Source organism: Runella aurantiaca (assembly GCF_003339505.1).
Classification (GTDB): domain Bacteria; phylum Bacteroidota; class Bacteroidia; order Cytophagales; family Spirosomataceae; genus Runella; species Runella aurantiaca.
The window spans coordinates 111,065-135,300 of sequence record NZ_QPIW01000013.1; the positions used below are offsets into that span (position 1 = coordinate 111,065).

General features: G+C 46.1%; 22 protein-coding genes. 12 read left to right on the top strand and 10 right to left on the bottom strand.

The features are described from left to right. The first annotated feature begins 49 nt into the window (after positions 1–49). The 3 genes from DVG78_RS16580 to DVG78_RS16590 all read left to right on the top strand — a co-directional run bounded on the left by DVG78_RS16580 (position 50) and on the right by DVG78_RS16590 (position 2,499). Positions 50–853, top strand: coding sequence for a TatD family hydrolase (locus tag DVG78_RS16580; RefSeq protein ID WP_114462169.1), 804 nt, complete (start codon positions 50–52; stop codon positions 851–853). A gap of 48 nt (positions 854–901) precedes the next feature. Next, positions 902–1,972 carry an asparaginase gene (locus tag DVG78_RS16585; RefSeq protein WP_114462170.1) on the top strand — a complete coding sequence of 357 codons (1,071 nt, stop codon included), beginning with the start codon at positions 902–904 and terminating at the stop codon, positions 1,970–1,972. 92 nt (positions 1,973–2,064) lie between these two features. After that, positions 2,065–2,499, top strand: coding sequence for a DUF2147 domain-containing protein (locus tag DVG78_RS16590; protein WP_114462171.1), 435 nt, complete (start codon positions 2,065–2,067; stop codon positions 2,497–2,499). A gap of 15 nt (positions 2,500–2,514) precedes the next feature. On the opposite strand, the gene DVG78_RS16595 is transcribed toward DVG78_RS16590, so the two are convergent. The 6 genes from DVG78_RS16595 to DVG78_RS16620 form a co-directional block, all read right to left on the bottom strand. Continuing rightward, the gene (locus DVG78_RS16595) at positions 2,515–3,324 is read right to left on the bottom strand and encodes a LytR/AlgR family response regulator transcription factor (RefSeq protein ID WP_114462172.1); all 810 of its coding nucleotides are present in this window, start codon (positions 3,322–3,324) and stop codon (positions 2,515–2,517) included. A gap of 91 nt (positions 3,325–3,415) precedes the next feature. After that, positions 3,416–4,507, bottom strand: a complete 1,092-nt coding sequence (locus DVG78_RS16600) for a sensor histidine kinase (RefSeq protein ID WP_229598248.1) — start codon at positions 4,505–4,507, stop codon at positions 3,416–3,418. 90 nt (positions 4,508–4,597) lie between these two features. Continuing rightward, complete coding sequence (locus tag DVG78_RS16605; RefSeq protein ID WP_114462173.1) at positions 4,598–5,089, bottom strand: hypothetical protein; 492 nt, start codon at positions 5,087–5,089, stop codon at positions 4,598–4,600. Between the two features lie 199 nt (positions 5,090–5,288). Beyond that, positions 5,289–6,866, bottom strand: a complete 1,578-nt coding sequence (locus tag DVG78_RS16610) for a GH3 family acyl-acid amido synthetase (RefSeq protein WP_114462174.1) — start codon at positions 6,864–6,866, stop codon at positions 5,289–5,291. A 112-nt stretch (positions 6,867–6,978) separates the two neighbouring features. Continuing rightward, positions 6,979–7,770, bottom strand: a complete 792-nt coding sequence (surE, locus tag DVG78_RS16615) for a 5'/3'-nucleotidase SurE (protein WP_114462175.1) — start codon at positions 7,768–7,770, stop codon at positions 6,979–6,981. Between the two features lie 188 nt (positions 7,771–7,958). Further along, a complete protein-coding gene (locus DVG78_RS16620) occupies positions 7,959–10,247 on the bottom strand; it encodes a glycosyl hydrolase family 95 catalytic domain-containing protein (protein WP_114462176.1) in 2,289 nt (762 codons plus the stop codon). Between the two features lie 345 nt (positions 10,248–10,592). Here DVG78_RS16620 and DVG78_RS16625 point away from each other — a divergent pair, with 345 nt between their 5' ends. The 4 genes from DVG78_RS16625 to DVG78_RS16640 all read left to right on the top strand — a co-directional run bounded on the left by DVG78_RS16625 (position 10,593) and on the right by DVG78_RS16640 (position 16,215). Further along, the gene (locus DVG78_RS16625) at positions 10,593–12,809 is read left to right on the top strand and encodes a heavy metal translocating P-type ATPase (RefSeq protein WP_114462177.1); all 2,217 of its coding nucleotides are present in this window, start codon (positions 10,593–10,595) and stop codon (positions 12,807–12,809) included. 116 nt (positions 12,810–12,925) lie between these two features. Continuing rightward, positions 12,926–13,135 carry a heavy-metal-associated domain-containing protein gene (locus DVG78_RS16630; protein ID WP_114462178.1) on the top strand — a complete coding sequence of 70 codons (210 nt, stop codon included), beginning with the start codon at positions 12,926–12,928 and terminating at the stop codon, positions 13,133–13,135. A 269-nt stretch (positions 13,136–13,404) separates the two neighbouring features. Then, positions 13,405–14,577 carry a sialidase family protein gene (locus DVG78_RS16635; protein WP_229598249.1) on the top strand — a complete coding sequence of 391 codons (1,173 nt, stop codon included), beginning with the start codon at positions 13,405–13,407 and terminating at the stop codon, positions 14,575–14,577. A 123-nt stretch (positions 14,578–14,700) separates the two neighbouring features. Continuing rightward, complete coding sequence (locus DVG78_RS16640) at positions 14,701–16,215, top strand: sulfatase family protein (protein WP_114462180.1); 1,515 nt, start codon at positions 14,701–14,703, stop codon at positions 16,213–16,215. Between the two features lie 133 nt (positions 16,216–16,348). On the opposite strand, the gene DVG78_RS16645 is transcribed toward DVG78_RS16640, so the two are convergent. From DVG78_RS16645 to DVG78_RS16660, 4 genes are read right to left on the bottom strand one after another with little or no spacing between them, the layout of a single operon-like run. Then, positions 16,349–17,197: a DUF4097 family beta strand repeat-containing protein gene (locus tag DVG78_RS16645; protein ID WP_114462181.1), complete on the bottom strand. Its 849-nt coding sequence runs from the start codon at positions 17,195–17,197 to the stop codon at positions 16,349–16,351. Positions 17,198–17,201: 4 nt separating this feature from the next. Then, positions 17,202–18,074 carry a DUF4097 family beta strand repeat-containing protein gene (locus DVG78_RS16650; protein WP_114462182.1) on the bottom strand — a complete coding sequence of 291 codons (873 nt, stop codon included), beginning with the start codon at positions 18,072–18,074 and terminating at the stop codon, positions 17,202–17,204. Positions 18,075–18,099: 25 nt separating this feature from the next. Next, a complete protein-coding gene (locus tag DVG78_RS16655) occupies positions 18,100–18,921 on the bottom strand; it encodes a zf-HC2 domain-containing protein (RefSeq protein WP_114462183.1) in 822 nt (273 codons plus the stop codon). Next, complete coding sequence (locus DVG78_RS16660) at positions 18,896–19,444, bottom strand: RNA polymerase sigma factor (protein ID WP_114462184.1); 549 nt, start codon at positions 19,442–19,444, stop codon at positions 18,896–18,898. The genes DVG78_RS16655 and DVG78_RS16660 overlap by 26 nt, the downstream gene beginning before the upstream one ends. Positions 19,445–19,671: 227 nt before the next feature. Here DVG78_RS16660 and DVG78_RS16665 point away from each other — a divergent pair, with 227 nt between their 5' ends. The 5 genes from DVG78_RS16665 to DVG78_RS16685 all read left to right on the top strand — a co-directional run bounded on the left by DVG78_RS16665 (position 19,672) and on the right by DVG78_RS16685 (position 24,236). Continuing rightward, a complete protein-coding gene (locus DVG78_RS16665; RefSeq protein WP_114462185.1) occupies positions 19,672–20,190 on the top strand; it encodes a GFO_1088 family ECF-type sigma factor in 519 nt (172 codons plus the stop codon). Next, positions 20,174–20,938, top strand: a complete 765-nt coding sequence (locus DVG78_RS16670) for a HEAT repeat domain-containing protein (RefSeq protein WP_114462186.1) — start codon at positions 20,174–20,176, stop codon at positions 20,936–20,938. The genes DVG78_RS16665 and DVG78_RS16670 overlap by 17 nt, the downstream gene beginning before the upstream one ends. A 125-nt stretch (positions 20,939–21,063) precedes the next feature. Continuing rightward, positions 21,064–21,840, top strand: a complete 777-nt coding sequence (locus DVG78_RS16675; protein WP_114462187.1) for a DUF4097 family beta strand repeat-containing protein — start codon at positions 21,064–21,066, stop codon at positions 21,838–21,840. 23 nt (positions 21,841–21,863) lie between these two features. Continuing rightward, positions 21,864–22,559, top strand: coding sequence for a DUF4097 family beta strand repeat-containing protein (locus DVG78_RS16680; protein WP_114462188.1), 696 nt, complete (start codon positions 21,864–21,866; stop codon positions 22,557–22,559). A 153-nt stretch (positions 22,560–22,712) separates the two neighbouring features. After that, positions 22,713–24,236 (top strand): PQQ-dependent sugar dehydrogenase, encoded by a 1,524-nt coding sequence (locus DVG78_RS16685; protein WP_114462189.1) that lies wholly within the window; start codon positions 22,713–22,715, stop codon positions 24,234–24,236.

A 24,236-nucleotide genomic window follows, 5' to 3' on the forward strand; every position in this document is an offset into this window, starting at 1 on the left:
TGAAAAATGTTTGTATTTAAAGCGCTTCATCTTTCTCCATTCACGACTCATGATAGAAACCCACGCTCATATTTACGACGAAGTATTTAATGAAGACCGCACCCAAATGCTGGACCGCGCTTTTAAGGCGGGCATTACCCAAATCTGGATGCCCAATTGTGACCACACGACCATCGACGGCATGATGGCGTTGGCGGAGCAATATCCAAATGTATGTTTGCCCATGATGGGTTTGCATCCTACGTATGTCAAAGAAGATTTTCAAAAAGAACTGTACATCGTAGAAAATTGGCTCAATAAAGCAGCCCAGCAACAACTCCTTCCCCAAACAGGGGGAAAGTTGGGAAGGGGGTTTGTAGCCATTGGCGAGATTGGCATGGACTTGTACTGGGATAAAACCTTTGTCGAGCAGCAAAAAGAAGCGTTTTTGGTGCAATGCCATTTGGCCCTCAAACACAATCTTTGGATTGATATTCACAGTCGCAGTGCTTTTTGGGAAGTCGTTGAGCTGATTGAGCAAGTTGGGAATCCACTGCTAAAAGGAATTTTTCACTGTTTTACGGGAACACTTGAAGAGGCCCAAAAAGCGATTGAATTGGGCTTCAAACTAGGAATTGGGGGCGTGGCTACCTTTAAAAACGGAGGTCTAGACAAGGTTTTGCCTTACATCGACGTAGAACACATCGTACTCGAAACCGATTGCCCTTATTTAGCGCCCGTCCCGTATCGCGGTAAGCGCAACGAAGTCGCGTATATTCCGATTATTGCACAGAAAGTCGCTGACTTAATGCAAATTACGGTGGAAGAACTCGCCCGAATAACAACCCAGAATGCGACCCAAATGGTTTATTAAACATACCGTCGTTCAAAACGATTCCTTTATCATCAACACTTCTCAACCATGCCAGCGTATAAATCAGTCACCATCAATCCCGTTTTACCCAACCGTCCGCGCGCTTCCGTGTTGGTGATATACACGGGTGGAACACTCGGAATGGTCTTTGAAAAAGGCCAACTCGTCCCCTTTGATTTTGAACAAATCCTGGACAAACTCCCCGAAATCAAGCGGTTAGACTTCGAGATTACGTTTACGAGTTTGGAAGAAATCATGGATTCATCTAATATGCGCCCCGATGTGTGGATGGACTTGGCGCGGTTGATTCAGCGTCATTATGATTCTTACGACAGTTTTGTGATTCTACACGGCACCGATACGATGGCTTATACCGCTTCGGCGTTGAGTTTCATGCTCCAAAACCTCAGCAAACCTGTTATCCTGACGGGTGCACAGTTGCCCATCGGAATTGCCCGGACAGATGCCCGTGAAAACATCATTACAGCCTTAGAAATTGCGGCGGCGCAGTGGGAAGGCCGCCCGTTGGTGCCAGAGGTATGCATTTATTTTCAAAATTATCTGCTGCGGGGCAACCGCGCCAAGAAAAAAGAGACTTCCCAATTCAATGCTTTTCGCTCCGAAAATTACCCCGCCTTGGCCGAAGTCGGCGTGACGATTGAGTACAATTACCCTTACATCGCGCCGTATCGTCCAGAACTCCCTTTTCAGACCCAGCTGCCTTTGGATGAAAATGTAACCATTCTGAAGTTGTTTCCGGGCATCACCCAAAATGTACTCCGTTCCATCCTCAATATCAACGGATTGCGCGGTGTGGTACTGGAGACTTTCGGTGCTGGCAATGCCCCTACCCTACCTTGGTTTTTGTACGAACTGAAAGAAGCCACGGAGCGCGGCGTAGTCATCATGAATGTATCGCAGTGCGACGGCGGGCGCGTGATGCAGGGACGCTACCAAACCAGTACGTGGTTCCAGAAAATCGGCGTTGTGGGCGGCGGCGACATCACCACCGAAGCCGCTATTACCAAGATGATGAGCATTTTGGCGCGAGAAAGCGATGTGGAGCGCATCCGCGAAGAATTGGCAAAACCTCTAGCGGGTGAAATGAGCCTGTTGTGATTGAGTATCGTGCTGTGTAACAACCTTCTTTGCAAAACTAAATGATAAATTTTTAGTTTTGTAAAGTTGAATCAGCCATTCACAGCAAGCCCATGAAAACATTCCTTTTTGCCGCATTATCCCTATTTTTAATCAGCAACATTACTTTTTCTCAAAATGCGGATGCGATTTTGGGTGATTGGTTTAACGCCGAAAAAGACGGCAAAATCCGAATTTATAAATCAGGAAGTCTTTATTTCGGAAAACTGATTTGGGGTAAAGAACTCTACGAAGCCGACGGCAAAACATCCCGAAAAGATGCCAACAACACCAACGCTTTATTGAAAGGGCGCCCCTTATTAAACCTGCTCATTTTGGAACAATTTGAATTCCACCAAGACCAATGGCGCAACGGAAAAGTATACGACCCCAAAAGCGGCAAAACCTACGACGGTTTTCTGAAACTAAAAGAAGGAAAGTTAGAAATCAGGGGATACGTAGGCATTGCAGCATTTGGCAAAACTACGGTTTGGACCAAAGCCCAATAATGCTGCCCTCCGTTTTTATTTACCCATCCAACGCTTAAAATCCGTGGCCCGCTCTCTGCTTACCAGCACTTCATCATCGGTGTTTGGCTTGAGAATTAACTTCAGTTTATTGTTAAAATAGGGATGAACCTGCTGCACCGTATTGATGTGAACGATGTATTGACGATTGGCCCGAAAAAAATGGGCGGGGTCAAGCATCGCCTCTAGCTCATCTAAGGGGTAATCCAGCGAAAACTTTTGATTGTGAACGGTTTTAAACAAACTAACGCCTTCTTCGGAGTAAAAATAGGCAATATCGCTCACCTCAACGGGCACCCATTGTTGCAGGTGTTTCACCAAAAAACGCCGCCTATAATCAGCCGGCTGAATGTGTTGGCGGAGTTGCTGTACTAATGCATCAATATCGACCCCACCGCTGGTTTCACTTTTTCCAGCCACTGCTCCATTTTGATTATAATGCGTTCGTTTGTACTTATCCAAGCTCGCTTCCAGCTCATGCCGCTTAATGGGTTTTAGCAAATAATCAATACTGTTGACTTTGAAAGCGCGCAAAGCGTATTCATCATACGAAGTCGTAAATATGACGGGAGCACTCACGGTGGTTTGTTCAAATATCTCAAAACTTTGCCCGTCGGCCAGCTCAATATCCATCAAAATCAAATCAGGCCGCACCGCTGACTCGCCCGAATGGGCATTCAGCCAAGCTACTGACGCCCTCACACTAGCGCAGGTTCCTACGATTTGGATGCTTTCATCCAAATCCAACAACAATTTCGACAATTTTCGAACGGCCAGTTCCTCGTCTTCAATTATTAAAATTTTCATAGTGAGCAAAGATTAATGGGTTAAAAATCGGCCATAAACGCCAATTTTTCAAGAATAGAGTTTTTAAAAGGTACAAAAGGGCTTTGAGGCGTCAACTATATTTTATCAAAGGTAACATAACTGAGAACTGATTTTCATTTTCAAGAATGGTCGGAACGGTCTGCCCCAACATTTTATACTTGGTCAGAATATTATTGAGCCCCAGACCATTTGAGTGTATTTTGGTATTTTTTCGCTGTAAATTATTGGTAATCACCAATTGATTGTCGGAGTTCGTAAAAACCGAAATAGAAAGCGGCTGTTCGGGCAAAATAATGTTGTGCTTAACGGCATTTTCAACCAACAATTGCAACGTCAAAGGAGGCAACAGAAATGCTTCGTGAACTGAATCGACATGAATAGATATCTTTAACCCTGCTCCGTAGCGCGTTTTGAGCAAATGTGTATACGAATGAATGAAGTCTAACTCGGCCGCTAAAGTGGTCAGATTCTGCTCATTGCTCCGCAGTAAATAACGATACACGGTGCTCAATTCTTCCAAAAAAAGGGAGGCTTGCGGTGGGTCTTCCTCAATGAGGGTTCCGAGCGCGTTCAAGCTATTGAACAAAAAGTGCGGGTTTACCTGCTGCTTTAACGCTTCCAATTGGCTTTGAAGATTGGTTTTCTCCAGTGCTTCTTTTTCACGCTCTGATTGCCGAAGTCGGTTTGTTATTTCTCGGGATTCGACGGCAAAGAAAAGCGCCTCATACACCGGCAAAAAAAGTAGAAACATAATGGTTGCCTTCACAAAATCGACTCCATAAAACCAGAGTGAAAGCCGATGATTGTTGATTGTAAATGTGGCATATTGTTGGGCCATAGAATCATCCAGCGTTTGATAAATAAGCCAGTGCCTCGCAATACCCGTCAGCCAAAGCACCAGCGTAGTCCCAAGCATCCCCGTCAAAAACGTTAAAACAAGCCGTTTTATAATCTGGCTACCCAAAGGATACCGTTCTCTAAACTTAAAAATAACAAAACGATTGAGGTGCCAAGTAGCCAAAATAGAAGTCATTGTAAGCATCAACCGCCCAGCAACCGTCCAACTGAATGGCATTTGGAGGTAATTATTGACAGATACGCTCATCAGCATCAACAATGTGATGCCAATGATACGTAGCCATCTGTCATTCAATCGGGTCAATCTTGTAGTTGTTTTGATTGAAAATACCTTCTTTTTGCCTTTCCTGCCAGCGGCAAACGGCTCGGCATTTTTAGCTTTTGAGGTGCTCGTTTATATCGCTTTCCAAGTCATGATGGCTTTAATCACAAAACCATCTTCCTCAACTTCTACCTGCGCTTTCAGGGTTTTAGAGGAAGCCTCAATGACTTTCAGCTCCGAAATATCGGTATTGTCGTCGCCGTCCACAATACGTAACATTTTGGTCTGCTCGTCGTACGTCCAGCTACCCGTGTTTCCTTGCACAGGACTGTCATCATCGCAACGCTTAGCACCGTTATCGCCCGATAATCGGCCGCCCTTTTCAAAAATCATGACGTTGTCTTTTTCACAGTCTGGCAAAAAAACCATCAAATCGGGATCCACTTTTCCATCCCCATCAAAGTCGACCGCTGGGTCCATGATAAAGGAGGCAAGTACCATTCGTTTACCCACAAAAGGGAGGCCATCTGCAGGCTCACCTTCGATTTCGTTTTTTTTGCAACCCGCAAGGGTCATCAACAGAAAGGCCATTGTGGCCACAATAAAAGAGTTAATTCGTTTCATGGCTTACTTTTTTGTTTTTTAAAGTGGTTGTATGAATGTGCCGTGAGCGAAGTAACTTAATGCGATAAACGATGCAAAAAAATACTGCCCTTCGACAACGCAAAGATGGCGCTTGTCGAAGGGCAGTAGCAACTGGCAGCTCGCTGAAGTGTAATTTCCTGCCTATGAATCGGAATAAAGCAGACTTAGAAAGGGGCGTTTATTTTAGATTAACGGTCTCAACTTGTAGTCCTTGTTCCTGTAAATACGCTTCCCATTCATCAATGAGGTTCTTTTTCAGAACACGGGGAAACTTATTTTGTCCGCCCATTTTACCTCTTTTGGCCAACCAACCTAAAAAAGTTGCCGAAGGCAACACCGTCACAAAAACATCTTTTAAGGCATGACGCCGCTCTACGATGTAATCATCATTGAGCACTTTGAGGTGGCCATCAATCTTATCGCGCAGGGCATCGGCGTCTACTTCGTCGTCGGTACCGATGTACCATTGGTGCGCAAAAAGCGAATCGTGACGAATGCCCGCTACCGTAAATTCTTTCACGGTGATTCCCAACTCTTCGGCGCTTAGCTCTACGGCCTTGTTCATGTTTTCGACGGAAAGGTGCTCTCCGCAAAGACTCAAATAATGCTTTGTGCGTCCCGTAATGGTAATTTCGGCGCGTTGTTTATTAGCAAACTTAATCGTATCGCCAATCAGGTAGCGCCACGCTCCTGAGCAGGTGGAAATCAGCAGCGCGTAGTCTACGCCTTCTTCCACTTCATCAATCATCAGGGTTTGTGGATTGGGAACGAGTTCGCCGTCTTCGGTAAAATTTTTGTCGTTGAAAGGCACAAATTCGTAGAAAATGCCATTGTCGAGGACCAACCGCATCCCATCAGCGTGCGGACGATTTTGGAAAGCAATGAATCCTTCGGACGCCAAATACGTATCAATGTAAATAAGCGGGCGGCCGAGGAGTTTTTCAAAACCAGCCCGATAAGGTTCAAAAGAAACCCCACCGTGGCCAAAAACGCTGAGGTTTGGCCAAATTTCGTGGATATTTTTCAGCTTGTAGCGTTCAATGATTTTCTCCATGATAATTTGGAGCCAAGCCGGCACCCCCGCCATAAAACCAATGTCCCAGTTGGGAGCTTCTTCCACGATTTTTTCTAGCTTTCGGCTCCAGTCACGCTCACGGGCAATCTCTGGCCCAGGTTTATAATAACGCTCAAACCAAAAAGGAATATTGGCTGCATTGATGCCACTTACATCTCCCTGAAAACGCCCCTCGTCAATAGAGCTTAGGTCGGTACTACCGCCAATCATCAAGAAGCCTTTTTCATAAAGGTCACTCGGTAGTTCTTCGTACCGCCCCAGCGACAGGATTTGACGAATACTCGTGCGCTGAAACGATTTGGTCATGGCTTTGGTGACGGGGATGAACTTCGACGCCGCCTCCGACGTACCTGAGCTCAACGCAAAGTATTTGACCCGCCCGGGCCAGCATACATTTTTTTCTCCTTCGTGCGCTTTATGCCACCATTCACGGAAAATTTTTTCGTAATTATGAACGGGAACGAACTGTTTGTATTTTTCGTAAAACGTATTGCCTTCGTCAAAAACGGCGGTATTAAGTATTTCTTCAAAATTATACTTTTCACCGAACTGCGTATAACGCGCCTTCGCAAGAAGCTTGCTCAACGTTTTTCGCTGCACTTTTGCGTGGTTGTTTTTCTCACGCTGAATGCTTACGGTCAGCTTTAGTCCTCCTTTTAACAAGTTTCCTAAAAGTGCCATGCTAGCAGGGGTTTTTAAATGATTGTTGATTTTTCATAAGCTGAAAGGTCTATTTTCAAGAGAGTTTTTAAGATAACGCGGTATAAGGTTCAATTACCTTTCTTCCTTATTGCTAACTTTCAATTTCTTCCAACTGCCACTGTTTCATTAACTCAACCGTTTGATAGGCAGTCATATCATACTGACAAGGCACTACTGCGGCATAATTATTGGCCAGTGCCCACTCGTCGGTATCTTCCATACCTTCATCATAATTGACAAACTTGCCCGCCATCCAAAAATAACTACGTCCGTGCGGGTCTTTTCTTTTCTCAAACTCTTCTTCCCATTTTCCGTTGGTCTGACGGCAAATGCGCGTTCCTTTCAGTGGCTCATCGGATTTTTTCGGAAAATTCACATTAAGTGCCACTCCTTTGGGTAAGCCATTCTCCAAAACAGCTTTTGCAAGCTGCAAAATGTAAGGTTTGGCGTGCGAAAAATCAGCATTCGGAGCAAAATCACACAACGAGAATCCGATGGCGGGAATCCCTTCAATAGCTGCTTCGATGGCCGCCGACATAGTACCAGAATACAAAATACTGATAGAACTGTTGGACCCGTGGTTGATACCACTCACTACCAGGTCGGGAGTGCGGTCTTTTAACACATAATGCTTGCCCAATTTCACACAATCGGCCGGAGTACCACTACATTCGTAGGCCCTTACATCCTTAAAAATCTCCGTTGCATGAAGCCGCAAAGGCTCCCCAATCGTAATCGCGTGGCCCATCCCCGATTGGGGGCTGTCGGGAGCCACCACCACCACGTCGCCTAACTCTTGCATTAACTCAACTAACGTCCTGATTCCTAGCGATGTAATACCATCGTCATTACTAACTAATATTAGCGGTTTTGGAGGATACATAATGGGTTATTTCTCATTTTAGGCGGGCAAAGTTACGGACAAATCATCAGATTTTCACTTTTGATTTTCACCGTTGCATTACCGCAGACATTCTATCGAGAAAGCACTAAAATAAACGAGATTCAGCGTCAATTATTCTACTGAATGACTGGCCTTTATGCGTTTATTGGCTAGAATTGCTTTTTTGGTTATTCGTATCCATTTTTAAAAACAATGACCCCACCTTTCTCAAAACTGACTTCCACAAATTCTTTCTCCATTTTCTCCAGCACAGCCCCTTTTTTCTCCTTTACAAAGTGCGTTTTGAAGGGCAATTTCAGCCGCGCGATACCGCCTTTTTCAGATTTTAAAATAACCTCGTCCACCAAGCCGCCCGTACGTTTTCCGCTGACCAACACGGCACCTTCAGCTCGTAGTTCTTTGAACGAAACGTCTTTCCAATCGGCAGGTATGGCGGGAAACACTTCAATAAAACCCGCATAGCTTTGCAACAGCATTTCCTGTATTCCCGCCGCAAAGGCAAAATTCCCCTCCAGTGTAAACGGTCGGTATGTAAACTTAGACAGGCCCGATTTCGTTTGGTCGCCGTTGGCATGAAAGGAGTTGGGTAAACAAAACGCCGTGGCAAAAGTACGCAACGTTTTGGCCGCCCCTGTGCCGTCTTTGGCGCGGGCTTTCAGGCTGCCCAACCACGCATACGAATATCCGCACCACCAATCAGGGCCAATTTTTTCGAGCAAGGCAAGGCTATTTTTGATGATGGCTTGGTCATTTTCACCATTTTCCCAGCGAATTTCACCCAAAGGATGAATGGCCATCACGTGCGAAAAATGCCGGTGAGATTGATTATAGGGCAACGATGGTGCAAATTTCAATTCGGCGTTTTCTGAAAGAGCATAAGGAGCAAACTGGCCAAAAATCTTCTGCCAATGCGCGGCTTCTTGCGTTAGTTTCAATTCTGCCGCCAATTCAGCGGCTTTGCTAAACGTAAAACGCATAAGCGACAAATCATAGTTCGTATTCTCAGAAAACCAAGCAGTTACCCGATTATCATTGATTTCTGGACTCGAACTGATGGGAAGTTGACGTTGCCCCTGTGCATTCAGAAACGTATTTTTTTCTAAGAATGTCGCCACCTCTTTAAACCACGGATAGGCCCGTTTTTGCAAGAAATCACGGTCCATGCTGTAGCGCCATTGGAGATAATAATGCTGCGCCAGCCACGAAGAGACCGTCGGCGAAAACGAATACTGAATCCATCCGCCCATCGGCACCCCCGTGAGGGTAGTCACGCCAGGAACATTGATTCCCTCACTTTGATAAAACCATTTGGTATACTCGCGGTACGCGGGGCGATTTTGGTCGAGGTGGTCAAGGTAGCCGAGGGTTTCTTCCAAATGATTGGCGGTGTAGCCGGGCCAATAACTCAATTGCGTATTCAAATCATGGTGAAAATCGCCTTTCCACGGCGGCAATCGGCCGTTGTCGGCCGTCCAAACTGCCTGCAATGAAATCGGTGGCGCCCCCCGACGGGCCGTGCTGCCAAATTTATACTGTTCCAGATAATACTGTTTTTCCAAGACGGCATCTGGCAGCTCAATACTCGATTTAGCCCAGAAATTTTTCCACCAAGACAAGTGCGTTAAGGCCGCTTTTTCAAACGGAACTACTTTAGCGGTCAATGTACTGGCGGCAGGTTTAGGCTTGTTGGGATAATGCACCGAAATCGCCCAAACTCCTTCCCATACATCAGCACCGAGGGGTTTCCAGCGTACACTTACTTCGTACTCAAACCCACCCCAGCCTTTTTGGCGGTAGGTATAGGCGTTTCCTTGTTGAAGCACTTTTCCCTGTTGGTAGCCCAACCGCGCCAAATCATCACCCGCTACCGACCCACCCGCAGTTTTGTCTACTTCTCCTTCGTATTTTGGCGCTAACAGGCTGATTTTAAAATCTTTCACACCTTCCACCCGAAAATAACCTAGCAACGCGGAAGCATGAACAAAAGAGGTAAGTTTGGCCCCGTTGGCCCAGTTTACTTCGGCCGTGGCTTTTTGTATATCCACCCGAGCAGAGCTTACTTCGCCCCAAGTTTGGCTTTCTATTTCCAATGCCGCACCCGGAATCTTGCTCGGGGCGGGTTCACGCTCATACGGCACATCACCGTATTGCTGTACGGCGGCGTAGTTGTTTTTCTTGATTTGCTCCTGCACCCATGCATACGTAAACTCGGGCTTTTTCATGCCCTCCATCGGGCGTAAATCCCACAATTCAGCGTGATCGAGGGAGAAGCGTAGGTTATTGCCTTTTTGCCAAATCAATTCTCCAATAAAACCATTCCCCAACGGCAATGCTTCGTCCCAACGGGTTGGGAGTTTGTCAAAAACCAAGTTGTGTTTGGCAGAAACTTGGGCAACAGTTGCTTCGGTCACCCCGAAGAGGACACCCAAAAATAGGTAAAGAAGGCGCTTTAACATGGCAAGTTGTTTTGTATTAAAAGGAACTGACACATTCTCTTACTTAGTACGAAGATATTCGATTATTTCAGGCAATTGAAAAAGAAGGTCCCAGAAAGTTGATTTTTACGGCCATCATAGAATAAAATACGATTGCCCCAAGAACCCAATATTTGGCTGATAAGCTGAGGTTTCAGAACCTAGCTCGGTGTTTAGATGTTGCGTATTCACAAGCTGCAAATTGTTTTCTGGGGCTCAAGTTCAAAAGCCTTAATCGAAACGATAAAAGTATAAATTTTACCAAAAATCGTGTAACAACTCCCTCATCTAAGCACTGTACCTTTGTACCGTCAAATCAACAATAGCATGGAAACGCTCACGATAGAGAACGAACAAAAAATAACGATTCCTGTGACGGGAATGACCTGTGCGGCTTGTGCGAGCAGCGTCGAAAACGTCCTCAACAAACAGGAAGGGGTATTGGAATGTGCCGTAAATTTTGCCAACGAAACGGCCCAAATCACTTTCAACACCACCCAAACTTCCCCCGAAGCGCTCAAAAAATCGGTGCAGGCCGTGGGGTATGACTTGATTTTGGATACTGCCAATGCCCAAGTAAAGCAAGCTGAATTAAAAACAGCGCACGTGCAATCACTCAAAAACAATGTGGTTTGGGCGAGTATCCTAACCGCTCCCGTGGTGGTTATCGGTATGTTTTTTATGAAAATGCCCTACGCCAATTGGATTATGCTGGCCCTGACCACGCCCGTATTGGCCCTGTTTGGCAAAAGTTTTTTTATTAACGCCTGGAAACAAGCTCGCCACGGGCAATCCAACATGGACACGCTCGTGGCGTTAAGCACCGGAATTGCCTACCTATTCAGCCTTTTTAATACCATTTACCCCGAATTTTGGCACAGCCGGGGACTTCACCCGCACGTCTATTTTGAAGCGGCGGCCGTCGTGATTGTGTTTATTATGTTGGGGAAATTGCTCGAAGAAAAAGCCAAAGCCAATACCTCCTCAGCCATCAAAAAACTGATGGGCCTCCAACCGCATACCGTGTGGATTATCGAAAACGGCGAAGAAAAAGAAGTAGAATTGGCCCAAGTCCGCATTGGCGACCGCATCATCGTCAAGCCCGGCGACAAGATTGCCGTGGATGGCAAAGTGCTTTTTGGCACCTCGTTTGTGGATGAAAGTATGCTTTCTGGGGAGCCTATTCCGGTTGAGAAAACCAAAGGGGCCAAAGTCTTCGCAGGAACGGTCAATCAGCAGGGTAGTTTTCGATTTATTGCGGAAAAAATCGGCGGAGAAACCTTACTAGCGGGCATCATTCAGATGGTCCAAAATGCCCAAGGCAGCAAAGCCCCGATTCAAAAATTGACCGACAAAATCGCGGGCATTTTTGTCCCGATTGTCATCGGCATTGCCATTCTGACGTTTATGGCTTGGTTCATTTTAGGAGGTGAAAACGCCCTGTCGCAGGGTTTACTGGCGGCGGTTACGGTACTGGTCATTGCCTGTCCGTGTGCGCTAGGGCTGGCTACCCCAACGGCCATCATGGTGGGCGTGGGCAAAGGCGCTGAAAACGGGATTCTCATCAAAGACGCCGAAAGTTTGGAACTAGCCCATCGGGTGAATGCCATCATTTTGGACAAAACAGGCACCATTACCGAAGGCAAGCCTACGCTCACCGACAGTTTTTGGGTCGAAAATCATGAATCTCAAAAGAGCATTTTGCTCTCCATTGAAAGTCAATCGGCTCACCCGTTGGCCGAGGCGGTTGTGAATCATTTGAAAATGGAAGGCGTCAAAACGCGCTTAGTTCAGCAGTTTGAAAACGTAACGGGTCGGGGAGTAAAAGCGACCGTCGATGGAGAGATTTTTTACGTCGGCAGCCCCGTATGGATGACCGAGCGGCAACTTTCTTTGTCGGAATCGCCCATTGAAAAGTGGCAATTGGAAGCCAAAACGGTCATCGTTTTTGCCAACGAAACCAAGGTAATCGCCGCCTTTGGCATTACTGACCCCATCAAAGAAACGTCAGCCAAAGCCATTGAAGAACTTCAAAACCAAGGAATTGACGTTTATATGTTGACGGGCGACAATGTCCAAACGGCGCAACAAGTAGCGAAACAGGTGGGAATCAACCATTTTAAAGCCCAAGTGTTACCCTCCGACAAAGCCGCTTTTGTGGAAGAATTACAACGAATGGGCAAAGTGGTGGCCATGGTCGGCGACGGCATCAATGACTCCCACGCGCTGGCGATGGCCGATGTGAGCATTGCCATGGGTCGAGGTTCCGATATTGCCATGGATGTGGCCAAAATGACGCTTATTTCTGGCGATTTGCATAAAATTGCGCAGGCCATTCGCCTTTCTAAATGGACCGTAGCGGCGATTCATCAGAACTTGTTTTGGGCGTTTATTTACAATCTTATCGGAATTCCGCTCGCCGCTGGCGTGTTGTACCCACTCAACGGGTTCCTGCTCAATCCGATGATTGCGGGGGCAGCCATGGCGCTGAGTTCGGTGTCGGTGGTGGGAAACAGTCTGAGACTTAAGCTAAAACACTTATAATCAAGAAGTAGGAATTAAGAGGTATGAAATAAGAAACCAGAAGTACCAAAAAAACAATCCTCTTATTTCTTAACTCTTATATCCATAATAATCAAAAATCATCAATTATTCAAATCATGGAAACGTTAAAATTCAAAACCAATATCAATTGCGGAGGCTGCGTAGCAAAAGTAACTCCTTTCTTGAATCAACTCGAAAACGTAGAGACGTGGAAAGTTGACACCAACAATCCCGAAAAAATTCTGACCGTATCGGGCGAAGATTTAACCTGCGAACTCATCGAAAGCGCCATTCAGAAGGCAGGGTTTGAAGCAGTAGAAGTATAATATTGTTCAGGAAGTAAAAATCGGAGAATGGCACACGTCCGTTCTCCGATTTTCTATTTTTAAGCTTACCGCCTGTACTCCCCTCCTCTCCAGAGCATCAACACGATTTGGGGCCATCACCTAGGCAAATTTTTTATTTTTTGCGCATTTTCGACAAAATTCTCCCAGATTTACACACCTCTGGTAGTACTTTACAGGCATTCTCTTCTTTAAATAAAACACAAACGCTTTTCAAGGCCCAACCAAACACCGCCTAATCAATCGCAAAGATGCATTTACGTCTATTTTTACTTTTATTGATTCCATTTTTGGGAAATGCCCAACCGCCAAAAGAAACTGTGGTTTTCCAAAACGGGCAAAACGGCTATAAATGTTACCGTATTCCCGCGATTGTCAAAGCCCCCAACGGCCACTTACTGGCTTTTGCCGAAGCGCGCCGCAACAATTGCGGGGATTTTGGCGATGTGGAAATCGTGATGAAACGCAGCACCGACAACGGCGCGACGTGGGGAAACTTGCAAGTCGTGGCCGATAACGGCAACGACCAAGCAGGCAACCAAGCCCCCGTTTTTGACTTGACAGATAAGCGGTTTCCCAAAGGTCGGTTGTTTTTGTTTTACAACACGGGCATCGCCCACGAGCAGGAAGTCCGCGAAGGAAAAGCCATTCGGGAAGTGTGGTATAAGACCAGCACCGACGACGGACAAACTTGGTCGGAGCCAGTCAATATCACCACGCAGGTTTCCAAACCCAATAAACCCAGCGTAAATCCCGCCTACAATTTCAAAGAAGACTGGCGCTCATACGCCAATACCCCGGGCCACGGTCTGCAAATTCAAAAAGGAAAGTACAAAGGCCGACTTTTTATTCCCGCCAATCACTCGGCAGGACCACCCCAAAAGGAGTCCCGGGATTATGTGGCCCACGCTTTTTACAGCGATGACCACGGCAAAACCTTCAAACTTTCGCCCAACGTGGCCTACGCCAGCAGTAACGAGGCCATCGCCGCCGAAACTTCGGACGGCAGTTTGGTTTTCAATTGCCGCAATCAATCGGGCGACGCCAAGTACCGAATTCAAGCCTTTACCAAAAACGCGGGCGAAACTTGGGACGAAGTGAAAATCATGACCGACCTCCCCGACCCTGTTTGCCAAGGAAGCATGATTGATTTTCAACCCAAAAAAGGACAAAAAGTGTTGCTTTTTTCCAACAACAACAGCCAAACCCAACGCGATAAACTGACCGTTCGCGTCAGCTATGACGACGGAAAAAGCTGGTCGGCCGGTAAAGAAATTTACGGCGCCGCCAAGGCATACTCAGACCCATCGGCATATTCAGATTTGGTGGTGCAGCAAAACAATGTACTTGGAGTGTTGTACGAAAAAAATGATTATACGCAGATCGTTTATGCTCAATTCAGCTATGAATGGCTGGAAAAATAACGTCGGCGAGGTTTAGAACGGGGGCGCCTAGCCCTCGCCGACGTTGGCTCAAAACCGCTTCGTGACCTTTGCGCCATTCTTTGAGCCCTTTGTGGTAAATATTCTTTTATTGTTCTTTATGATATGAAAAAGACCATCCTTCCTCTCTTTCTCTTTATGTGCCTGTTGGGTGCTGGCCTATTGTCGTTCAAGCCCAAAGACAAGCGCCCCAACATCCTCATCCTGTTTTCGGACGACCACGCCCTGCAAGGCATCAGTGCTTACGGCAGTCCATATATCAAAACGCCCAACATTGACCGATTGGCCAAGGAAGGTGCTTTGTACCAAAATATGTTTTGCACCAATTCGCTTTGCGCGCCGAGCCGTGCCACGCTGCTGACGGGTAAATTTAGCCACAAAAATGGCCACAGAGACAACTCTACCCAGTTTAATGCGGGTCAGAATATGTACCCCAAATACCTACAAGCGGCTGGCTATCAAACGAGTTGGATTGGCAAATGGCATTTACAGGCCACACCGCAGTATTTTGATTATTGGTCGGTGGTGCCAGGCCAAGGGGCGTATTACAATCCCGACTTTAATGAAATGGGCAGCAAAACCGTTAGACACGAAGGGTACGCCACCGACGTTATCACCAATAAAGCGCTGAAATGGCTAAGCAGCGACCGCGATGATTCAAAGCCGTTTTGTTTGGTCATCGGCCACAAATGTCCGCACCGTAATTGGTTACCCGATACGGGTGATTTGCGGGCGTTTGACAATGTTAAATTTCAATTGCCCAAAACATTTTATGATAACTACGAAGGTCGGATTGCTGCCAAACGCCAAGACATGACCGTGACCAAAACCATGCGCCTGAAAGAAGATTTGAAAGTGGGCGCTGAAAATGATGAGTTTGTAAAGCGTATGAATCCCGCCCAGCGCAAGGCGTGGTTGGCGTATTATGACCAAGTGACGGCCGACTTTAAGAAACAAAACTTAACGGGCCGCGCCCTCGACGAATGGAAATACCAACGTTATATGCAGGATTATCTGGGCACACTCCGCTCTCTTGACCGCAACGTAGGTCGGGTGTTGGATTATCTGGATAAAACGGGTTTGGCCGAAAATACCATCGTGATTTATTCTTCCGACCAAGGATTTTATCTGGGCGAGCACGGTTGGTTTGACAAGCGTTTTATGTACGAAGAATCCCACCACATGCCGATGCTGATACGTTACCCGAAGCGCATCAAACCGGGAACCATCGACCGAGCCATTCACAACAATACCGATTTTGCGCCCACGATTTTGCAGGAAGCTGGACTCAAAGTCCCCGCAGACATGCAGGGACAATCCTTTTTCAGCAAAACACCCCGAAAATCAACGTATTACCACTATTACGAGTATCCCGCCGAACACAGTGTGCAAGCACACTTCGGCATCCGCACCGACCGCTACAAGCTGATTCGTTTCTACAAAGACGGTGACTATTGGGAACTCTACGACCTAAAAACCGACCCCGATGAACTGAAAAACCAATACGAAAATCCCGCCTACAAAACCATTCAAAAACAGTTATTGGCTGATTTAAAGAAGGTTATCAAGCAATACGAAGACACAGAAGCGACGGAAATTTTGCAGAAAGAAGGAATTTAAAGTTACACTTCTTCTTAAAATCACTTTAGGATTGGCATCCACCGTCAGTCGATAAAACATCGGCGAGGTTTTGAGCCGCAGACCGGTCCGCCCATGCGGCGCAGTCCTCGCCGACGTTACCATGTGAACGAATTTACTTTGCTTTGCGGATGTAAATGTTGCCGTGCATGTTTTTCATCATTATTTCACTACCTCCGCCGTTGACCTTTCCCTGAATCCAGTCGTCAACACTGACTTTGTACATACCGTCTTTGCTTACCCGATTGGCTTTGGGTTGGGTTTTGTCCACGTCTACGTCAAAGTCACTGTAAATTTCGCCCCGATCAGATTTGAGTTTTACGTCAAACTTCGCCGAAGGCGGAAACGTAACGTCAACGCTGCCATTGAGGGATGTAAACGCCATCGGCGATTCGGCGTTGATACTTTTGAAGGTCGCTTTTACGCCGCCGTTTACGGTGGTAGCCACGGCCGAGCCCGACACATTTGCGAGCTTGATGGCACCATTTACGTTGCTGATTTCCAATTCGCCGCTCACGTTTTCTATCAAAATGTCGCCGTTGTTGACTGTACTTACTTTCAGGCCAAACTGCTGTGGTACTTTAATGGTGAGATTCATGGGGCGCTTCATGAATTGCGACGTTACTTTGATGACATTGTTACGCTCTTCGGCCGTAATATCAATACCGCCATTGGTCGAGATTTTTTTCATTCCTGCGGCGAGTTCGTCGTTTTTGTGCTCAGTTTTTTTGCCGCTGTAGGCTTCTGCAACGGCGTCAATAACGACCTCTTTGCCAGCGTAGCCTATCACATGAATAGAGCCATTGATTAATCTTACCTGTAAAGAACCAGCCTTGTTTGGGTCGCTCAAAGGAACGACCAGTTGTTCTTTGATTTCATTTTTAGCCTCGTTTTGGGCAACCAATGGGGTAGTGCAAGTAATTGTCAGGGCTAAAACTGCGATACTTATGTGGGTGGTTTTCATCTTGTTAGGATTGCTTTTTAATGTATATGTTTCCGTTAAATGTTTCAAATCTGAAGGTTTTACCTCCGTTACCGATTCTGATGGAGGTCTCGGTGTTGAGTTTGTAGGTAGTGCTTTTGTCGCCTTTGGATTCTTGGTTTTTGATGACTTTGACGGGAAGTGATTCAACATCGGGAAAATCGGTGTAGAATTCTCCTCTGAAACTTTTGAATTCGCAGTCAGCCGAAAGATTGGCTGGGTAGCTGATTTTGATGTCGCCGTTGAGGGTTTTGTAATCCGATTTTCCGGGAGGAATGCTGGTGTAATTAGCTTCTACATTCCCGTTAACGGTTCGTACTTCGGTGGCACCTTTGGCGTTGATTAGTGCAATAGCTCCGTTTACGTTGTACACATGCAGTGTGCCTGTCACATCCTTGACCGATAAATCGCCGCCGTTGACGGTCGAAACGTGCAAATTCATGGCAAATGGCACTTTAACTGTGAAATCCAAGTCGTATTTATACTCAATGCGGCGATTATCGTTTCGGTTTTTCCAGTTGTTGCGATTGGGGCGAGAATCATAAGGTTCAAGAATGTAGACAATGACGCTGTCCTCATTTTGCTCAAACATCAGCTTAAATTCTTCTTTGCCTTGGTCTAGTATTTCTTTGGTTTTACCCGAAATCGTTTTGGCTACCTCCAACACTATTTTATCACCCGCATAGCCTTCCACATTGATGGAGCCGTTGATGTTGTAAATGGCCAGCGTACTGCTTGCTGCATTTTTTTTGAGCGCATATTCTTTGACAATCTGCTCTTTGAATTCCTGCGTTTGGGCGGGGGCTTGGGTACAAGACAGCACCACCCCCGCTAAAAAGGGGATAAGGGAACGTTTCATAGCTATTAAAATGGATGATTGGTTTCTACGATAAATCTTTGATGGTCTGCTGAATTTTGGTTTTGACGAGGTCATTCAAATCATCGCGGCGCAGCATTTGTCGGAACGCTTTGATAGAGCGTTTTTCTTGTAATTTCACCATCACATCGGCCAAAGCCACTTGTACCAATGGTGATTCCTGTTGCGACAGCGAAAGCACCAAACCTTCCCGAACCTGTGGGTCGTGGGCCAATTCGGCTAGGGCATCCAACGTCACCAAACGCACATTGACATTTGGGTCATTGTTGAGGGTCGTAAACAGGGCTTTTAGAACTTTGTCGTCCACTTCGTTGATTTCCTTGGTATAACTCACGGCTTTGAGTCGCTCGGTTGCCGAAGGGTTATCAATCATTGAAAGCATCATCATTTGTCGCATTTCTTGGACTTCAGCAGTGAGCGCCTCCATTTTTACTTCCTGCGGCCGGTTGAGCCAATAGCCCACAAATAACCCTATACTCAACAAACACGCGCTGTAAGCCACGCGAAGAGCCAGTTGGGGCGTCCAGAATTGTTGGAATTTTTGAACAAAATCCTGCCATGTGTTACGGTTTTTAGTAGCTTCTGTCTTTTGGTAGGTATCCAGCATCGCATAAAACCCCTCGCGCATGGCTCCGCTCGGTTCGGGCGTGGCAGCTACTTTTCCCAGTAGTTTCCACAATTGACGGTCGGCTTCAAATTCTTGCTGGCAATCAGCACAACCCGCCAAATGTCGATCTATTTCTTTTTGTTCGGTTTCTGAGAGTTGGTGATTTAGCCAGCCCGTTAGCCGTTCTTTTGCGTGTTCACAGTTCATGAGCTTTGCTTCCATTTTCAATCTTTAAGAAATTTTTTTTTAACTCCCCCAAGGCCCGGTGGACGCGTACTTTGACGGCGCCTTCGGTGGTATGCAAGATGGCGGCAATTTCTTCGTATTTTAATTCCTGAAACCGACTCAGTACCAACACTTCACGGTGTTCGGGGCTTAATTTGCCAAGTGCTTCGTGGAGCGCATCCAGTTCTTGCTGTTTTTCAAGTTGTTCATCGGCCGAGATTCCCCCGCCCAATTTGTCGGTCAGGTCGGCGATGTCGAAAGGATGCCCTCCCCAACGTTCGGTTTGTCGAAACGAATCATTCAGGATATTACGCGCCAAATGATACATCCACGTTCTGAATTCACCTTCGCCGTTGAATGTATGACGGTATTTCAACATTCTATAAAACACATTTTGTACTAAGTCTTCGCAAGCGTGGGCCTGTCCTGTCATGTGGTACAAAAAAGCAAACAACGGGCGATGGTAGCGCTCAAAGAGCAGGCCCATCTTGTCGATGTCTCCAGCTTTGACCCGGAGCATAAGTGCGTTGTCCGTTAGAGCGTTCAAGTGTTTAGAGAATGGTTTGTCAGGTGATTTGTACGTGGTAACTTCGGGTTTGGAAGAAGGTTACAGCGATTTAGAAAAATTGTTGCAATATTTTTTACCAAAGAGAAAATGGCTAATGAAATGTACCTAAAATCGGTAGTACAAAAAAAGTTGTGTTTTTTCTGTAATGTTTTTCTGACTCAATCGTCTATGCTCTTGAAATGGACTTAAAAGCCTTTACACAATTGGTACTTCCAACGCAAGGACGACTTTTTAGGTTGGCCAAGCTATTTCTTCGCAATAGAGAAGAAGCCGAGGATACTTTGCAGGATGTGTTGTTGAAGCTTTGGACCAATCGCCAACAATTGGAATCCTATCAAAGTGTAGAGGCTTTCGCGGTACAAATGACCCGAAATCTGTGTTTAGATAAGCTGAAATCAAAAGCGTACCAAACCACAAGGGGCGAGGTAGAGTTGCATGAGTTGGGTGAAGAGAGTGTATCGCCGTATCAGCAAACCGAGTTTGCAGACAGCGCGGCTCTGATGCGTCAACTGATAGATGCTTTGCCCGAACCCCAAAAACTGATTCTGCACTTACGGGATGTAGAGGAGTATACTTTCGAAGAAATTGAACAGGTAACGGGCCTGACAGTCAATAATATACGGGTGATTTTAGCGAGGGCGAGAAAAGAGGTTCGGACTGGTTACCTAAAAGTAAACAACTATGAAGCAGGACATTGAAAAGTTATTAGATAAATATTACGAAGGCGATACCACGCTGGAAGAAGAGCGCGAATTGCGGGAATTCTTCCAAGGAAATAACATTCCGGAACATTTACAATCCCACGCTGGACAGTTCCAGTATTTTGAAAAGGCTCGTCGGGAGCAGCCCTCGGCAACAACAAGTTTTCGAATAGTTACAAATCTGAAAGAACAAGGCAACGTACGCCGTTTGACTTCTTGGGGAATGCGCATCGCGGCGGGAGTTACGCTGATTCTGGTGGGGTTTGGGGGAGGAATGCTCTATACGAATCTTGGTTTACAGCCAGATGATAATGAGCCGAAAGAGGTGGTACTCATGAAAAAAGCGCTGCGGTTTGAGCAAGGGGAGCATACCTCCGCCAGCGAACGTATTCAGGCCGTCAATTTGAGTGCCGAACTCAACCATGCCGACGAAGACATTACGCAGATGCTCATCAACACCATGAATTTTGACGATAATGTAAACGTGCGTCTGGCGGCGTGTCAGGCACTGAGGCGCTTTGAAAATGAGCCTTTGGTGCGTGAAGGATTCATTCAATCGCTCAGTATTCAGACCGACCCCAACGTGCAGCTGACTTTGATTGAAATATTGGTTGCTATCAAAGAAAAACGTGCAGCGGAAGAAATGCAGCGGTTGGCCCAAAATAAAGAAGCGATGGACGTGGTGCGTATGAAAGCCGAAGAAGGGTTTACCCACTTAACCCAATTGAAGAAAAAAAGAGTCTAGGGGTAAAAGGGGAAAGTGTAGAGTCCTGATAATAAATGAGAGTCGTTAAACATCGCAATCAAAAAAGTCTTACCAAGAATTAGCAAATAACCACTAACGAGTGCTTTAGTACTCACAATCAAACCATGAAACAAAACATGTTATTGAGTGCCCTGCTTTTAGGGTGCTTCGGGGGAGTCTTTGCCCAGGAATTTAAAGCCAAACTAGCCAACGCCAAAGACCGAAAAATTAGCATAGAAATGGACGCTGGCGATTTGAAAATTGAAGGATATGATGGCGATGAAGTGATCATCAAAGGAAATGGTTTTGAAGCTCCTCCCGAACAAGCCAAAGGACTAAAGGCACTCTACAATACGGCAGTTGATAACACGGGCATCGGACTGGCGGTTACTTCTCAGGCTACGGTATTAAAAATTGAAAAAGCCTCGCGAAAGCAGGTTACATATACGTTACGGGTTCCAAAAAAAGCCGCTATTTTTTATGAGCAAACCAATTGGAATCGAGCCAATATTACCATAAATAATGTGGAGGGAGATTTGGAAATAAAAACCAATAACGGAAAAATTGAATTGAATAATGTAACGGGTCCCGTCGTGGCCAATAGCACCAACGGCGAAATCAAAGTGGTATATTCGAGCCTGAGTCAGGAAAAACCGACCTCTATCTCCGTCATTAGCGGTGCAATCGACGTGACGCTACCCGCCAACGCCAAAGCCAATTTAAACATGCGGTCTATCACGGGAGAAATGTACACCGATTTTGATCTCGGCCAAAAAGCATCCAAAGATGGCCTCCCTAAAGTAGGCGGCGGACACAATATTGAGGCCACCACCAACGGCGGCGGTGTGGAAATTCAACTGAAGAGTATCAGCAGTAACATTTATCTCCGCAAACAAAAATAACCTCACTTTTAACGCATACAGCCATGAAACGAATCTTATTTGTTGTCCTAAGTTTAGTAACAAACGCAGCTTTTGCCCAAAAAATCATTGAGAAAAAATTTCCGTTCTCTACTAGCCAAACGGTTAATCTCAACCTCAAATTTGCCGACAGCATTCAGGTACGGTACTGGGACAAAGCCGAAGTATCGGTACGAATCGCGGTTGTCATCAACAGCGGCCGGCTTAATGATGCATTAACGGTAGAATCGGGGTCAACCGCCGACGAAATCACACTCAAAACAGACTTTGATAAAGACCTGTTGAAAAAAGGGAATGTCGAAGATTGCCCGGGCGAAAAACACAAATGGCGGACCGAACACAACGGGGCCGATCATTATGTGTGCAGCAAAATCAATTATCAGGTCTATCTGCCCAAAAATGCTAAGTTGAAGCTGGAAACCATCAATGGCAACATCGACATCAAAGGCGCTTCGGGGCCCGTATTTGCCAAAACCATCAGCGGCTATGTGGATTTTAGTTGGCCCAAGGCTAAAGGAGCCAACATTGCCATGAAAACCATCACGGGAGAGGTATACACGGATTTGAACATTGACTTCAAAACCAAAAAACAAAAGAATCCGATTGTTGGCTATTTGTTGGAGGGAACCGTCAACGGCGGCGGGCCAGATTTGCGGCTGGAATCCATCAGCAACAATGTATATGTTCGCAGGAAGGATTAATGTGTCAATGGATTTCTAATAAATTGATTTTTAGCGCTATAGTCATTGATTTGATTAAAAGGCAGGAATGAAGCGGCAGCTTGAATTTACTTTGATACGCCAAAAACTTTACGGCTGTTAAAATCGTATCTTAGGGTAAAAAAACTCAGGCGTATGAAAACGATTTACATCTTCTTGGTTCCTGTCTTTTTTGTGTTTTATGGATTTGGACAAACACCGCCTTCCGTCACGCCCACGAGCGCTTTTATTAATTATGGTTCCAACGTTACTTTAACCGCTACGGGCTGTATGGGAACGGTTAATTGGTCTACTGGACAAACAGGTGCGTCGATTTCCGTTTCTCCCAAACAAAGTGCCCGCTTTACGGCCACCTGCACGAGCGGAATGCAGACAAGCGGCGCCTCCAACAGTGTGCTTGTGCAGGTGGGGCTGACCACTTCCCCCTGCAACAGCAATGTGTCGGTTTCTTCAAATCTCTCAAATATAGGATACCGTTACGAATCAAATAATTATATCATTGGTACGGGCGACATTGAAGCCAACGCAAGTGTACAATTTAAGGCGCAGAACTACGTACAATTAAACCCTGGATTTGAAGCAAAATCGGGGGGTGTTTTTAAAGCGTTTACGGGTAAATGTACCGAATTACAGACGAGAGAAGTACTGACGGGTCGGCAATTGCCGTGGGAAATACTCTGGGGCCCTGATGACTTTATTTGGATGACCGAGAAAGGTGGAAAAATCAGTCGAGTGAATCCGCAAACGAGCGCCGTTCAAACCTTGATTACCATTTCGGATGTTTTTTCTAACGGAGAAGGCGGTTTATTGGGTATGGTGTTGCATCCCGATTTTGCCAATAACCCCTACGTGTATGTTTCGTACAACTACAGCATTGACAATACCGTTTCGGGAATGCGGGTAAAAGTGGTACGTTTTACCTACAACAGCGGCACTGCTACCTTGGGCAGTCCGTTGATATTGGTACAGAATATTTTAGGCAATTCCACCCACGACGGCAGCAGGTTGGTCATTACGCCAGAATTGAAATTATTTGTCACCACGGGTGATGCACAAGACCTTAGTGCACCTCAGAATGATACTAACCTCAATGGTAAGATTCTGCGAATGAACTTAGACGGCTCCGTTCCCGCTGATAACCCAATTGCGGGTAGTTTGGTGTGGAGTAAAGGGCACCGAAATCCGCAGGGATTGGTCTATGCCAATGGGAAATTATACTGCTCGTCGCACGGGGCGGGGATTGAAGACGAAATCAACCTCATTCAACAGGCGGGCAATTATGGCTGGCCCAACGTGGAAGGTTTCTGTAATACCCCTTCAGAAATCACATTTTGTAACGCCAACTCGGTGATTGAACCCATTTTTTCGTCAGGAACGGGCGGCACGTGGGCATTTTGCGGGCTAGACTATTATAACAATGATGCCTATCCGCGCTGGAAAGGCCATTTGTTGTTGGTTTCTCTGAAAAATCAAACATTGTACAGTCTCAAAGTAAGTGCCGACGGAAACACCATTGAAGGTCCTGCCAATCTGTATTTGGTGAATCAGTTCGGCCGCCTGCGCGACATTGCCATTGCGCCAAATGGGAAAGTGTATCTTTGTACCAGCAACGGCGGTAATGCAGATAAAATAATTGAAATAACGCCGATTGTGGAGTAA

Coding starts and splice junctions, on each gene's coding strand:
- DVG78_RS16580 (WP_114462169.1), top strand. CDS start 50: ATGATAGAAACCCACGCTCATATTTACGACGAAGTATTTAATGAAGAC.
- DVG78_RS16585 (WP_114462170.1), top strand. CDS start 902: ATGCCAGCGTATAAATCAGTCACCATCAATCCCGTTTTACCCAACCGT.
- DVG78_RS16590 (WP_114462171.1), top strand. CDS start 2,065: ATGAAAACATTCCTTTTTGCCGCATTATCCCTATTTTTAATCAGCAAC.
- DVG78_RS16595 (WP_114462172.1), bottom strand. CDS start 3,324: ATGAAAATTTTAATAATTGAAGACGAGGAACTGGCCGTTCGAAAATTG.
- DVG78_RS16605 (WP_114462173.1), bottom strand. CDS start 5,089: ATGAAACGAATTAACTCTTTTATTGTGGCCACAATGGCCTTTCTGTTG.
- DVG78_RS16610 (WP_114462174.1), bottom strand. CDS start 6,866: ATGGCACTTTTAGGAAACTTGTTAAAAGGAGGACTAAAGCTGACCGTA.
- surE (WP_114462175.1), bottom strand. CDS start 7,770: ATGTATCCTCCAAAACCGCTAATATTAGTTAGTAATGACGATGGTATT.
- DVG78_RS16620 (WP_114462176.1), bottom strand. CDS start 10,247: ATGTTAAAGCGCCTTCTTTACCTATTTTTGGGTGTCCTCTTCGGGGTG.
- DVG78_RS16625 (WP_114462177.1), top strand. CDS start 10,593: ATGGAAACGCTCACGATAGAGAACGAACAAAAAATAACGATTCCTGTG.
- DVG78_RS16630 (WP_114462178.1), top strand. CDS start 12,926: ATGGAAACGTTAAAATTCAAAACCAATATCAATTGCGGAGGCTGCGTA.
- DVG78_RS16635 (WP_229598249.1), top strand. CDS start 13,405: ATGCATTTACGTCTATTTTTACTTTTATTGATTCCATTTTTGGGAAAT.
- DVG78_RS16640 (WP_114462180.1), top strand. CDS start 14,701: ATGAAAAAGACCATCCTTCCTCTCTTTCTCTTTATGTGCCTGTTGGGT.
- DVG78_RS16645 (WP_114462181.1), bottom strand. CDS start 17,197: ATGAAAACCACCCACATAAGTATCGCAGTTTTAGCCCTGACAATTACT.
- DVG78_RS16650 (WP_114462182.1), bottom strand. CDS start 18,074: ATGAAACGTTCCCTTATCCCCTTTTTAGCGGGGGTGGTGCTGTCTTGT.
- DVG78_RS16655 (WP_114462183.1), bottom strand. CDS start 18,921: ATGGAAGCAAAGCTCATGAACTGTGAACACGCAAAAGAACGGCTAACG.
- DVG78_RS16660 (WP_114462184.1), bottom strand. CDS start 19,444: ATGCTCCGGGTCAAAGCTGGAGACATCGACAAGATGGGCCTGCTCTTT.
- DVG78_RS16665 (WP_114462185.1), top strand. CDS start 19,672: ATGGACTTAAAAGCCTTTACACAATTGGTACTTCCAACGCAAGGACGA.
- DVG78_RS16670 (WP_114462186.1), top strand. CDS start 20,174: ATGAAGCAGGACATTGAAAAGTTATTAGATAAATATTACGAAGGCGAT.
- DVG78_RS16675 (WP_114462187.1), top strand. CDS start 21,064: ATGAAACAAAACATGTTATTGAGTGCCCTGCTTTTAGGGTGCTTCGGG.
- DVG78_RS16680 (WP_114462188.1), top strand. CDS start 21,864: ATGAAACGAATCTTATTTGTTGTCCTAAGTTTAGTAACAAACGCAGCT.
- DVG78_RS16685 (WP_114462189.1), top strand. CDS start 22,713: ATGAAAACGATTTACATCTTCTTGGTTCCTGTCTTTTTTGTGTTTTAT.